The following is a 13,351-nucleotide window of genomic DNA, read 5'->3' as shown; positions in this document are numbered from 1 at the left end:
AGGACGGACCGCATGTCGATCCGACGCTCCGCAGTCTCGCGAAAACAGCGATAGCCGTCTATTGAATTCGCCTCATGAGGTGATTACCGGCGGTTATGGCTCGGCAAAAGACAAACGGCTCGCGTCCCGAAGGATCGCGAGCCGTGCATCATCGAGACGCGAAAGGGCGTCAGACCGTCGCGCGCATGCCTTCATCGTGAAGACGGAAGGTCTCCACCGCCGTGCGCAATGCGCCCGCCTGATGTTCCAGCGATTGCGCAGCCGCCGCCGCTTCCTCGACGAGCGCCGCGTTCTGTTGCGTCACTTCATCCATCTGCGTGACGGCGCGCGCCACTTGCTCGATGCCGCTGCTTTGCTCTTCCGACGCCGCCGCGATCTCGCCCATGATGTCGGTCACACGCTGCACCGCCGTGCTGATCTCCGTCATCGTGCGGCCGGCTTCATCGACGAGCGCGGCGCCCGATTGCACGCGCTCGACGGAGTTGTCGATCAGCTCCTTGATCTCTTTCGCCGCCGCCGACGAACGCTGTGCGAGCGAGCGCACTTCCCCAGCGACGACCGCGAAGCCGCGGCCTTCTTCACCGGCGCGCGCCGCTTCGACGGCTGCGTTCAACGCGAGAATGTTCGTCTGGAACGCAATGCCTTCGATGATCGTGATGATGTCCGCGATCTTCGACGAGCTATGGTTGATCTCGCCCATCGTCGTCACGACCTGCGACACGACATGGCTGCCCTTGCCCGCGATCTCCGACGCATTCGCAGCGAGCACGCTCGCCTGGCGCGCGTTGTCGGCGTTCTGCTTGACCGTGCCGGTCAGCTGATCCATGCTCGACGCGGTTTCCTGAAGCGCCGACGCCTGTTCTTCGGTGCGCGACGAAAGATCCACATTGCCCGCCGCGATCTGCTTGGTTGCGGACGCAATCGACTCACTGCCGCCGCGCACCGTGCGCACCGTATCGATGAGGCTCGATTGCATCGTCGCGAGACCGCGCAACAACTGGCCCATTTCGTCGTTCGACGTCACTTTCACGTTGCTGCGCAAATCGCCGCTCGCGATCGCATCGAACTGCGCAAGCGCCACATCGAGCGGACGCGAAATGCGACGGCGCAGCGACACCCACGAATAGAACGAAGCGGCGATGCCCACGAGGATCGCGATGATCGACGCCATGCGGAACATGCCGAAGACTTGCTGGCCGTTGTCATAGGCGGCTTTCGCCTGATCGAATTGCAGCTTGCGCAGCGAGATGCCCGTCTTCGCCAGCTCGTTGAACGAGACCTGCATCGCGTTCGCATCGGCGACGATCTTCGCCTGATCCTGCGCGCGTATATCGGCATAGCCTTCGTCGAGCAGCTTCTGCACTGCGAGACGCTGCGCGCCGAACTTCTCGGCGAGCACTTTCTCTTCCGGGCCCTGCGGCAATCCGGAGTACTTCGTCCAGGCTTCGTCGGAAGACTTGCGCATCAACGCGCCGCGTCCGATGGCTTCTTCCGCCGCGGGCGTGCCCACGTTCAGCGCCGCCCGATCGAAGGAGAGACGCTCGCGCGCCACGAACATTTCCGCATTGCCGACCGATACCGCGCTCGGCATTTCATTCGTGAAGAGGTCGTGCGTGACCGTGTTGGACTGAGTCATGCCGATCAGTCCGACCATGCCGACCGCGATCAGAAGTGCGCTCAGAAGCATCATGGCCAAGGCCAGTCGGCCTTTGATTGTGGAAAACATAGCTCTCTCAAGGTGGCTGCATCGCAAGGGCGCGTGCGCGAGCGGTGACGGCGATGCTTCGTCTGCCGCGCCGCCGATGAGTGCATCGGCTGATCTGTATAACGACCGCAGCGCAAAGTCCTTTAGAAAACGTTTAAATGATGTTTTAGCACGGTCATGCGAAGAAGCCCTGTTTTAAGGGTTTTGCCGGAGCGAACCGGGAATCGACGGCGCATTGCGAGCGATTGTTCACATCGGCCCGGACCGACGACTAAACTTCATGCGAACTCACGAAGAGGCCACAGCGCATGTCCGCCGATGCACCGCATCTTCGTATCGCCAGCGAGATCAAGTTCTGGCCGCTCGCGCACGCAACGATCGCGCTGCTGCCTTTCGTCGCGCTTGCGCTCGCCACCGGCAACGCGCTATGGATGAAGGCGTCGCTGCTCGCGATCGCCACGACCATCGCGCAAGACCAGCTCGCGTTGAGACCGCCTGGCGTCGTCGCGCACGGACTCGCGGTCATCGCCGGGACGTATCTGCTGCTGCTTGCCGAACTCGTGCCGGCGTTCTTCGTCGTCGCGTGCATGACGCTCGCGGCGTGCGTGATTCTGCTGGCATCGCGCGGGTCGAAACTTCGCACGGTCGGCAACTGGACTTTCATTCCTGTGCTCATTCTCGCGAACGAACTGCACGGCGGACGCACCGTCGATGCGTTGTTGCACGCCGCGCCCGCCTGGTTGCCTTATCTCCTTGCCGCGCTCGTGCCCGCGATGTTGTCGGCGCATATGCGCTCGCGTGGCAAGCCCGCGTCACGCTGGTCCAATCTCGATGATTTCGGAGAACGCGCGCCCTTCGGCGAAGACCTCGCGGCGATGCTCGCAAGCGTCGGCATTGCCGCGATGATGGTCGTGTACGCGCACATGGATCACGCGAACTGGGTGATCTGGGGCGCGGCGAGCATCGTCACCGGTTCGGTCGATACGGCGCGCACGAAGCTGCGGAACCGCGCGTGGGGCGTGATCGCGGGCGTGCCGATCGGCATCGTGCTCGGGCGCTTCGTCGTGCCGCATTCGGGCATGGCCGTCACGCTCGCGACGCTCGCCGCGTTCCTCACGCTCGTCGCATTTCAGCGCTATATCGTCGGATACTTCTTTCGCTGCATGTTCGTTGCGCTTGCAATCATGCTGGCGAATCAGTCCGCCGCCGATGCGTTCGAGCGGCTCACGCATGTGCTCGCGGGCGGAGTCATCGGCATCGTGTGCGTGCTGGGCGCGCATGTGCTGGCGCGTCGCATGTCGCGTTGAATGTCCGCGGATCGAAGACGAAGCGCGTCGCCTTCACGATCGCGAGCCACATGCCGATGAACGCCGCCATCGCGCGCAACCATGCGCGGCCGCACATCGGCGTGAAGGCGGGCGATGACATCCAGCCGCCGGGCATCGGCCACTCGCTCATCGATGACATCGGTATGTGCATCGCATGAATCGCGATCACGCTCGCCACGACGACGAGCGCGATTATCGCGACGAAGCGGCTGCTCTCTCGTTCTATGTTCATGATGTCCTTCCTGCCAAGGCACGTCGAGTACGGTGTTAGATTAGTCGCGGGCGTGCACGGCAAAGGAGTGACAAGTGTGTCGGGATTCGCATGGATTCGCTGATCACGGCGGCGGCGCGCGCGCTCGCGGCAGGTGATCCGCTCGGCGCGCTGAATCGCATCGCGTTGCGCGAGGATGCGAATGCGCTCGCGTTGCGCGGCATCGCAATGGCGCAGCTCGGCGACTTCGTTCGGGCGCGCGCGCTCGTCAAAAGCGCGGCGCGCGCGTTCGGCGCGAAAGAGGCGCTGGCGCGTTCGCGCTGCATCGTTGCGGAAGCGGAAATCGCGCTCGCATCGCGCGATCTCGCGTGGCCCGCGAAGGCGCTCGATCAGGCGCGCGCGATTCTCGAAGCGCACGGCGATCACGTCAACGCCGCGCACGCGCGCTATCTCGAAGTGCGGCGCGCGCTTCTCATCGGACGGATCGGCGATGCGCAACGCATGCTCGTCGAACTGGATCATGCGGCGCTGCCCGCTGCATCGCGGGCCGCGCATGAACTCATCGATGCGGGCATCGCGATGCGCCGTCTGCAGACCCACGCGGCGCGCGCGGCGCTCGAACGCGCGACGCTTGCCGCGCGTGAGGCTGCGATTCCCGCGCTCGCCGCCGAAGTCGACAGCGCGTGGCGCATCCTCAACGCGCCCGCCGCGCGTCTCATCGCGCAGGGCGAAGAGCGGCTGCTCCGGCTCGATGAAGTCGAAGCGCTGTTCGCATCGAATGCCTTCGTCGTCGATGCGTGCCGTCTTTGCGTGCGCGAAAACGGCACGTCGATGTCGCTCGCGACGCGCCCCGTGCTCTTCACGCTCGCGCGCATGCTCGCGCAAGCGTGGCCCGGCGATGTGCCTCGCGACGCGCTGATCCTGCGCGCGTTTCGCATTCGTGAAGCGGACGAAACGCATCGCGCGCGCTTGCGCGTCGAGATGGGCCGGCTGCGCACGATGCTGCGCGCACACGCGAACATCGATGCGACGCCGCGCGGCTTCGTGCTGAAGCCGCGTCACGCGCGCGACGTTGCGGTGCTCGCGTTGCCCGTCGAAGACGAACATGCGCCGCTGCTCGCGTTTCTCGCCGATGGCGAATCGTGGTCCAGCTCCGCGCTCGCCATTGCGCTTGGCGCGAGTCAGCGCACGGTGCAGCGATCGCTCGATGCGCTCGCCGCGAGCGGCAAGGTGCAATCATTCGGTCGCGGCCGTGCGCGCCGCTGGACCACGCCGCCGATGCCCGGATTCGCGACGGCCTTGTTACTCCCCGTCGATCTCGCGAGTGATTAGCATGAAGCCATCGAATCAATCATCAGGAGGACGGCGATGAAACGCGCGAAGGCGGAAATCATCCGCGAATATGGGCCTTTTCCGGATATCGACGGCGTGCATGGCGTCACGTATGACGGCGAGCATGTGTGGTTCGCCGCCGGCGATACGCTCAACGCCTTCGATCCCGAAAGCGGCGAGAAGGCGCGAACGCTCAAAGTCGCGGCGCATGCGGGCACCGCGTTCGACGGCGAGCATCTGTTTCAGATCGCCGAGGACCGCATCCAGAAGATCGATCCGCGAACCGGTCGCGTCGTGTCGACGATTCCCGCGCCGGGCGGCGGCGCGGACTCGGGGCTCGCGTGGGCCGAGGGCACGCTCTGGGTCGGGCAGTACAACGAACGCAAGATTCATCAGATCGATCCGGACGATGGCGCGATCCTGCGCACGATCGAGTCGAATCGCTTCGTGACCGGCGTGACGTGGATCGACGGCGAACTGTGGCACGCGACGTGGGAAGGCGACGAAAGCGAGTTGCGGCACATCGATGCGCAATCGGGCGAAGTCATCGAGCGGCTCGACATGCCCGAAGGCGTGGGCGTGTCGGGACTCGAATCGGATGGACGCGACCGCTTTTTCTGCGGCGGCGGGCGCACGGGCAAGGTGCGCGCGGTGCGCAAACCGAAGCGCGGATAAGAGGCATGGCGGGTAGCGCTTCAGGTCTGAACGAATAGCCTTTATGCTGTCGAATTCGCGAACGACCACGCGATTCTTCAGACAGTTAAGGCCGGTTTTGACTTCGAATATCTCCGATCACCGTCAGCTCGATTCCTGGGTCGGCGAAACAGCGCGCGCCATTCGCGACTACGACTGGCGCGCGACGCCGCTCGGTCCCATCGACGCATGGCCGCAAGTGTTGCGCTCCGTCGTGCAGATGATGCTGCGCAACGCGTTGCCGATGGCCGTGCTATGGGGCGACGAAGGCACGCTGCTCTATAACGACGCATACGCGCATTTTTCGGGCGGGCGTCATCCGCGCATTCTCGGCATGCCGATCGAAGCGGCGTGGCCCGAGGCGGCCGAGTTCAATCGCAATGTGCTCGATACGGGACTGCGCGGAGAATCGCTTTCGTATCGCGACATGAGCTTTACGTTGCCGCGCGACGGTCGCGATGCGCAAGTGTGGCTCGATCTGCATTACAGCCCGGTCGCGTCGAACGAAGGCGTGCCCGTCGGCGTGCTCGCGATCGTCGTCGAAACGACCGGGCGCGTGCTGCTCGAACGCACGCGCGCCGAAGCCGAACGCGCGTTTCGCGAAGCCGATGAGCGCTTGCAGCTCGCGCTCAATTCCGGCGCGGTGCTCGGCACGTTCGTGTGGGACATTCCCGACAATCGCGTGAAAGGCGATGAGCGCTTCGCGCGCACGTTTTCGTTTTCGCTCGACGAAGTGGCGCGCGGCATGCCGATCGAGGCGGCGTTCGCGAAGATCCATCCCGAGGATCTGGAACGCGTCAGGGGGCTTATCGTGCGCACGCTGCAGCACGGCGAGCCGTTTCGCGCCGAATACCGCATCCTTTCCGGCGATGCGCGATGGACCTGGATTCTCGCCACCGGCCGCTGCGACCACGACGAAACCGGCAGACCAATGCGCTTTCCCGGCGTCATCATCGACATTCACGATCGCAGGATCGCCGAAGAGACCTTGCGGGAACTGACGCGCGGTCTCGAAGACAAGATCTCCGAAGCCGTGGCCGCGCGCATCGCGGTGGAGGCGCAATTGCGTCAGAGCCTGAAAATGGAAGCGCTCGGCGCGATGACGGGCGGCGTCGCGCACGACTTCAACAACACGCTGCAGGCGATCAGCGGCAACCTGCAATTGCTGCAGTATTTGCCGCCGACGGACAGCCGCGTGCCCGAGCGCGTACACGCCGCGATGGAAGCCGTGCAGCGCGGCGCGAAGCTCGCTTCGCAATTGCTGTCGTTCGCGCGGCGGCAACCGCAGTCGCCGGTCGTGATCAATCCGCAGCGCCTGTTCAAAGAGATGCGCGAGCTCTTGCAGCATGCAGTGGGACCGTCGGTATCCATCAACACGTTGCTCGCGGAGCACGCATGGAACTTCTGCGTCGACCGCAATCAACTGGAAAACGCGCTGCTGAATCTCGCGATCAACGCGCGCGATGCCATGCGCGGCGACGGCAAGCTCACGCTCGTCTGCTCGAACGAAGCGCTCGATGCGGCGGCGTGCGAGGGCAAGGATCTGCATCCGGGCGAATACGTGAAGCTGTCCGCATCGGACACCGGCGCGGGCATGGCGCCCGACGTGCTCGAACGCGCATTCGAGCCGTTCTTCACGACGAAGCCGGAAGGGCACGGCACGGGTCTCGGCCTCTCGATGGTGTTCGGCTTCGTCAAGCAGTCGGGCGGGCATATCGCGGTGTCGAGTTCGGTCGATGTGGGCACGACGGTCGAGATGTTCTTTCCGCGCAGCTTCGACGATGAAACCGCGCAACTGCGCGTCGATGCGATGACGGCGCACACGGGCGGCGCGACGGTGCTCGTCGTCGATGACGATCCCGCCGTGCTGATGTCGACGGTCGCGATACTCGAAGCGATGCATTACACGGTGCTGCGCGCCGCTAACGGCGATGCCGCGATGAGCGTGCTCGAAAGCGGCGTGAACGTCGACCTGATTCTCACCGACGTCGTGATGCCCGGCAAAGTGAAGTGCGCCGATCTCGCGGAATGGGCGTTTTCGCAGGAGCGGCCCGTGCCGGTGATCTACGTCTCCGGCTATACGCGCGACATCATCTCGCGCGATGGCGTGCTGCGGCCGAACGTGACCTTGCTTGGCAAGCCGTATCGCGCGGAGGCGCTGGCGAAGGAAATCGCGGGGGCGCTGCAGGCCGCGGCGTAGCGGTTCCTTTCTCAAGACTTTCTTCTCCGCGCCGATAAACACCGATCAAACCCATCAATAGAACAGGGCCAGAACGGTGCAGAGAGGCGCCAACGATTTCCTCGGGACCATCGGCGAGACCATCGCCAGGAACCGGCCTTACATCGAACGCGCACGCCGTTTCGGTGCGCTCGGTCTCGCGCCGCTCGGCGTGCTCGCCGCCGCGTGCGGAACCTTCTTCGTGCCGCTGCCGTGGAACGTGTTGCTCGGCGTGCTCGTCTTCGGCGCGGCGTTCGTCGTGCATCGCATGCACGAAGCGAATCGCAAGATCTTCGTCGCACGTCAGGTCGCGCATGGGCTGCTCGCCATCGCCGAGGACTGTCTCAAGCTGCTGTCGCTCGAAGGCCGCATCATGTGCATTTCGGAGGTCGGCGGGCGGCTCATCGAAGCGGATCACGCAGACGATCTCATCGGCGTCGACTGGCTCGCGCTCTGGGACGGCCCCGACGCGCGGCGTGCCTTCGAACGCGCGAAAGCGGGTGAATCGACGTCGTTCTCCGGAGCCTGCCGCACGATGAACGGCACGCTGAAATGGTGGACGTCGACCTTCGCGCCCGTCTACGGCGAGCACGGACGGGTGAGCGCGGTGCTGTGCAAGTCGCGCGACATCACGGCGGAGCGCAATCTCATCGACGAATTGCGCGGCAACGCGCGCGTGCAAAAGGACATGGAAGATCACGTCGATGCCGTCTTCTGGACCGCGACGCGCGATTTCCGCGAGCTTCTGCATGTGAGCTCCGCGTTCGAACGCATGTGGGAAATGCCGATGTCCGCGCTCGAAGCCGATCAGACCGCCTGGTCGCAAAGCGTGCATCCCGAAGACCTGCCCGCGCTGCGCGACGAAATGCGTACCGCCGTGAACACGGGCGCGGCCACGCAGAGCTATTTTCGTCTCTGCCTGCCGCACGGTCGCACGCGCTGGGTGCGCGCAGATATTTATCCGGTCATCGAGGACGGCGCGGTGTCGCGCGTCGTGAGCGTGTGCGTCGATGCCACCGACGAGCGCCAGCGCCTTCAGGAACTGCATCGGCTCGCGAACACCGACAGCCTCACCGGACTCGCCAATCGCAACGCGATGATGGACGCGCTCGTGAAGCGCTGTGAAGCGCTCGCGCCGTTCGCGTATCTCTTCATCGACATCGATCGCTTCAAGTCGATCAACGACACGGCCGGTCATATCGCCGGCGATGCGGTGCTGCGCACCATCGCGCGACGCATCGCGGAAACGCTGCCCGATGGCGCCGTGGCCGCGCGGCCGGGCGGCGACGAGTTCACCGTGATCCTGCCCGGCAGCTTCGATCAGGAAAGCATCGAGCGCGCGTGCCGCAAGCTCTCGCTCGCGTGCCATCGTCCGATCGAGATCGACTGCAAGAGCGTGACGATGACGTGCTCGATCGGCGTCGCGCTCTATCCCGAACACGGACGCACGCCCGAAGCGCTTTTCATCAGCGCCGACATGGCGATGTACGCCGCGAAGCGCGCGGGCCGCAACACGTTTCGCGTGTTCGGCGATCGCGAGAAGGACGATCTCGCGCGCGCGCATCTCGAAGCGCAACTGCACGGCGCGATCCGCGAGAACGAGTTCGTGCTGCATTATCAGCCGCAATATCGCGTCGATTCCGGTGCGCTTGTCGGTGTCGAGGCGCTGTTGCGCTGGAATCATCCGCAGCTCGGGCTGCTCGGTCCGGGCGCGTTCGTGCCGGTGCTCGAAGAGAGCGCGCTGATCGTCGAGGCGGGGCACTGGGTCATTCGCGAGGCCGTGCAGGCCGGGTCGCAACTCGCGCTCGCGCTGCCGCAGGCTTGCTCGGTCGCGCTCAACGTGTCGCCGAAGCAGTTCCGCGATCCGCGCCTCGTGTCGGTTCTGCGGCACGCGATCAGGCGCGCCGGCATCGATTCGAACCGCATCACGCTCGAGATCACCGAATCCGCGCTGATCGACAACGTCGATGATGCGCAGGTCGTGCTGTCGAACGTTCGCGCGATGGGCGTACGCATCGCCATCGACGATTTCGGCACCGGCTATTCGAGTCTCAGCTATCTCGCGCGCTTCCGGCCGGACGTGCTGAAGCTCGACAAATCCTTCGTCGACAACATCGCCACCGACGCGATGGTGCGCACGGTCGTCGAAGGCGTGATCGATCTCGCGCACAAGCTCGGCGTGACGGTGGTCGCGGAAGGCGTCGAGACGCAGGAGCAGCTCGACACGCTGCGCGACGTGCGCTGCGACAAGGTGCAGGGTTTTCTGTTGAGCCGCCCCGTCCTGCTCGCGAGCCTGATGATGCGGACAGACGCAGAAGACGCCGCGACCGTGCGTTAAACGCGTGCCCGCGCGGGCCGCCCGGCGTTATCATCGCGGCATTCGCGGATGCGAGCCGGAAACGGAGGATGGACGCAATGAGCCACCTGATCTTCGCGTTGGGCGTGTTGCTGCGGCGGTTGACGACGATCGTTCTCCGACGGAGAGCACCCATGAAGACCTTTTGCCTGGGCGTTGCGCTGGCCGCGATCGGCTCGCTTGCATGCGCCCAGTCCGCGCCGCAGTGCCCGCCCGCGGCCGGCCAACTGATACAGGTACGCGACTTCACGGCCGTCAGCCGTGAAAGCGGCGCGTCGCATGTGCTCGGCTCGCGATTGCGATCGGCGCGCAATGCGGTGAAGGTGGATCAGAACGCATCGGCGCTGGCGGATGGCATCGTCAAGGCGCTGAACGGGAAAGGTCTCGCCGCTTGCCATGTGACGGCGGATTCGCCGCCGCCGGCATCGGGCTGGCTCGTCAGCGGGGAGTTCGACGAAACGCTGTCGAGCGGATTCGGCTCCGCGTTGCCGTCGATGGGTTCATCCGACAAGACGCCCAACACGCATGTCACCGTGCAGCTCGCCAATCTCGCGGCGAGCCCGGACGCCGCGCCGGCGCAGATCGACACGAGCGGCGAACTGAAAGGGCAGAAATCGGCGGCCGCGCCGAAGCCCTACGGCGCCGCGGCGCGCTTCGTCATCAACGAGGTTCAGTCGATTTCCTCGCTCGATGCGCTCGCCGCGAAGATCGCCGATCAGATCGCGGCGGAGAAGGCGAAGCTCGACGGCGGGCAATAGGCGTTTCACGCCTCCGAGTCGCGCTTGCCTTTCGGATGGTCGGCGCTTGCGTCCGGCGAGGTGTCGGGATCCTTCAGATCGTGTTCGGGCGTGTACGGCCCTTGCTCGGGATGATCCTTGCCCTTCGGAACGAGCGTCGGATCGATATTGCCGTGCTCGCGCTGCTCGATCGTGCCATCGCTTTTTTCCTTGACGTCGCCCTCGCCGAGCGCCTCGCGGCGTTCGTCGGCGCGCTGCACGGGATCTGACGGTTCGCGGTTCATCGCATTCTCCTGAAGATGTTTTCCGTAGCGCAGCAAGCGCCGTTCCGCGATCACTTGCGACGCGCCCGAGCGCGCGTTCGTCTGACGGGCGCGGCGCCCGCATGCGCGAACATCGGCATGCGGGTCAGAATCCAGTCGAGCAGTTCCTGCGGCCCGGCCGCGAGCGGACGTCCGGCTTTCACGAGCAGCTTCGCCTGCGCGCTCTCGAAAAGCGGATGCGCGACCGGTATCGTCGTCAGCTCGCCGCTCGCGAGCTCGCGATACGCGGCGAATTCGCCGATCAGCGTCATGAAATTTTCCGCGGCCACGAAGCGCTTCAGCGCGCCGAGCGAGTTCGTCGTGAGCGTCGGGCGGATCGCGAGATCGTCGGTGGTTTCGAGCATCTTCACGACATGGCCGATGCCGAACGTGGGCGGCATCAGCGCGAGCGGATACTCGAGCAGATCGCGAATCCGCGCGACGCCGCCGCGCACGGCCAGCGGATGATCGCGCCGCGCGAGCAGCACGACCGGCTGCGGCGAGCTTGCCCGAATCTCGATGCGCTCGTGCGGCGGCGGGTTGTACGCGAGCCCGATATGCGCGCGGCTCTGCGCGACTTCTTCGAGCAGATCGTCGACCGCGAGCATCTGCACGTCGATTTCGAGGCGCGGGTAGCGCGCGCAGAACGGCGCGAGCACATCGTCGACGAGCGTATCGACATAGCCTTCGCTCACCGCGAGACGAATCTGCCCTTGCTGCAGGCCTTTGAGCGCATGCAGCTGATCCTCAAACTTCTCCTGCTGCGAACGATAGCCGCGCCAGAATTCGAGCAGATGGAACGCCGCTTCGGTCGGCCGCACGCCGCGCGGCTCGCGCTCGAAGAGCGTCGTGTCGAGTTCGTTTTCCAGCAATTTGATCTGCCGCGCGATCACCGACGGCGACGTGTTCAGATGATCCGCCGCGCCGCGAATCGTGCCGTGCGTGAGCACTTCGTGGAAATAGCGCAGACGTTGCTGATTGATTTCGCGCATGGTCGTCGTCCGTATGGGAAGGAATGCGTTGCTCGCAGAGCAACGATACGTGAACTTTGTTGCTCTTGCTCGCACGGTCGCACGCGCTCAACATCGCCTTACCCGAGAAAGGGAAGACGAGACAAGGAGACGCGGATGTCGACGATCCAGACCCTGCGCAGCGGCGATGCCGTTTCGGCGCTCTACAGCAGAATCAACTGGCGGCTGCTGCCGCTCCTCATCGCGTGCTACATGTTCGCGTATCTGGACCGCGTGAACGTGGGCTTCGCGAAACTTCAGATGCAAAGCGATCTCGGCTTCTCCGATGCAGCGTACGGCGTCGGCGCGGGGATTTTCTTCATCGGCTATGTGCTGTTCGAGATTCCGAGCAACCTGATGTTGCCGAAGATCGGCGCGCGTCTCACCTTCAGCCGCATTCTCGTGCTGTGGGGCATCACGTCGGCGTGCATGCTCTTCGTGCGCAACGTGCCCGCGTTCTACGCGATGCGCTTCCTGCTTGGCGTCTTCGAAGCGGGTTTCGCGCCGGGCATGATCTATTACCTTTCGAACTGGTACGGCCCGAAGCGCATGGCGCGCGCGATTGCGCTCGTGTTCGTCGCGGGGCCGCTCGGCGGTGTCGTCGGCGGGCCGCTGTCGGCGTGGCTGATTGCGTCGCTCGGCGGCGTCGGCGGACTCGCGGGCTGGCAGTGGATGTTCCTCGTCGAAGGCCTGCCGTGCATCGCGCTCGGCGCGCTCGTGTGGCGCGTGCTCGCCAATCGTCCCGCCGATGCGCGCTGGCTCACGCAGGACGAACAGCGGCTCGTCGAGGCGGAAGTCGGTCATCACGGCGGCGCGTCGCATCGCATCGAATCGTTCGCGGAGATCGCGAAGAACCCGCGCATCTATCTGCTGGCGATCGCGTACTTCTGCATCATCTTTCCAATCTACGCGATCAGCTTCTGGCTGCCGACGCTCATCAAGGAGCAGGGTCTCAGCGGCTCCATGCACGACACGATCCGCCTCGGCTGGTACGTCGCGATTCCGTACGTCGCCGCGGCCGTCGCGATGTACGCAGCGGGCCGCCGTTCCGACAAGGTCGGCGAGCGCCGCTATCACAGCGCATTGCCCGCGCTCGCCGCCGCCGCGCTGCTCGTGATGACGCCGTATGCGAACGGCAACGTCGTCGCGACGCTCGCGCTGCTCACGCTCGCCACCGCCTGCATGTGGATGGCCTACACGGTGTTCTGGGCGATTCCTTCCGAAACGATTTCCGGCCCCGCGGCGGCGGGCGGCATCGCGCTCATCAACACGATCGGCTTGTCGGGCGGATTCTGGGGCCCCGCGATGATCGGCTGGGTCAAGTCCGCGACCGGCAGCACGAACGGCGGCCTCGTCGTGATGGCGTGCATGGCGGCGCTGTCCTGCGTGCTGATTCTCGCGAACAGGCGCACGGCTGCCGCGGCCACGGCACGCGCGGCCTGAACATCAATCGATACTC

General features: G+C 64.9%; 11 protein-coding genes. 8 read left to right on the top strand and 3 right to left on the bottom strand.

Annotated features, from left to right (window positions below; translation table 11 throughout):
• Positions 1–169: 169 nt before the first annotated feature.
• Positions 170–1,726 (bottom strand): methyl-accepting chemotaxis protein, encoded by a 1,557-nt coding sequence (locus tag NCS67_RS23325; protein WP_284504145.1) that lies wholly within the window; start codon positions 1,724–1,726, stop codon positions 170–172.
• Between the two features lie 287 nt (positions 1,727–2,013).
• On the opposite strand from NCS67_RS23325, the gene NCS67_RS23320 reads away from it, so the two are divergent.
• The 7 genes from NCS67_RS23320 (at position 2,014) to NCS67_RS23295 (ending at position 10,601) form a co-directional block, all read left to right on the top strand.
• On the top strand, positions 2,014–3,012 hold the full coding sequence (locus NCS67_RS23320) for an FUSC family protein (protein WP_008348589.1): 999 nt from the start codon (positions 2,014–2,016) through the stop codon (positions 3,010–3,012).
• A 50-nt stretch (positions 3,013–3,062) separates the two neighbouring features.
• Positions 3,063–3,191: a hypothetical protein gene (locus NCS67_RS31930; RefSeq protein WP_284504144.1), complete on the top strand. Its 129-nt coding sequence runs from the start codon at positions 3,063–3,065 to the stop codon at positions 3,189–3,191.
• Between the two features lie 164 nt (positions 3,192–3,355).
• Complete coding sequence (locus NCS67_RS23315) at positions 3,356–4,576, top strand: helix-turn-helix domain-containing protein (protein ID WP_250436833.1); 1,221 nt, start codon at positions 3,356–3,358, stop codon at positions 4,574–4,576.
• 36 nt (positions 4,577–4,612) lie between these two features.
• The gene (locus NCS67_RS23310) at positions 4,613–5,251 is read left to right on the top strand and encodes a Vgb family protein (RefSeq protein WP_008348584.1); all 639 of its coding nucleotides are present in this window, start codon (positions 4,613–4,615) and stop codon (positions 5,249–5,251) included.
• A gap of 97 nt (positions 5,252–5,348) precedes the next feature.
• A complete protein-coding gene (locus tag NCS67_RS23305) occupies positions 5,349–7,469 on the top strand; it encodes an ATP-binding protein (RefSeq protein ID WP_250436831.1) in 2,121 nt (706 codons plus the stop codon).
• 76 nt (positions 7,470–7,545) lie between these two features.
• Positions 7,546–9,825, top strand: coding sequence for a putative bifunctional diguanylate cyclase/phosphodiesterase (locus tag NCS67_RS23300; protein WP_250436829.1), 2,280 nt, complete (start codon positions 7,546–7,548; stop codon positions 9,823–9,825).
• Between the two features lie 152 nt (positions 9,826–9,977).
• Entirely contained in the window at positions 9,978–10,601 is a 624-nt protein-coding gene (locus NCS67_RS23295) for a YajG family lipoprotein (protein ID WP_250436827.1), read from the top strand.
• 5 nt (positions 10,602–10,606) lie between these two features.
• Here NCS67_RS23295 and NCS67_RS23290 read toward each other — a convergent pair whose 3' ends face one another.
• Together NCS67_RS23290 and NCS67_RS23285 are read right to left on the bottom strand one after the other, a co-directional pair.
• Entirely contained in the window at positions 10,607–10,864 is a 258-nt protein-coding gene (locus NCS67_RS23290) for a hypothetical protein (protein ID WP_033536295.1), read from the bottom strand.
• A 50-nt stretch (positions 10,865–10,914) separates the two neighbouring features.
• A complete protein-coding gene (locus NCS67_RS23285) occupies positions 10,915–11,874 on the bottom strand; it encodes a LysR family transcriptional regulator (RefSeq protein WP_008348577.1) in 960 nt (319 codons plus the stop codon).
• Positions 11,875–12,009: 135 nt separating this feature from the next.
• Here NCS67_RS23285 and NCS67_RS23280 point away from each other — a divergent pair, with 135 nt between their 5' ends.
• Positions 12,010–13,335, top strand: a complete 1,326-nt coding sequence (locus tag NCS67_RS23280) for an MFS transporter (protein ID WP_175981224.1) — start codon at positions 12,010–12,012, stop codon at positions 13,333–13,335.
• The last annotated feature ends 16 nt before the right edge of the window (positions 13,336–13,351 follow it).

This window comes from Caballeronia sp. ATUFL_F2_KS9A (genome assembly GCF_023630765.1).
Lineage (GTDB): Bacteria > Pseudomonadota > Gammaproteobacteria > Burkholderiales > Burkholderiaceae > Caballeronia > Caballeronia zhejiangensis.
The sequence above is the reverse complement of the archived record's forward strand: the minus strand, read 5'-3'. Positions and strand labels throughout refer to the sequence as shown.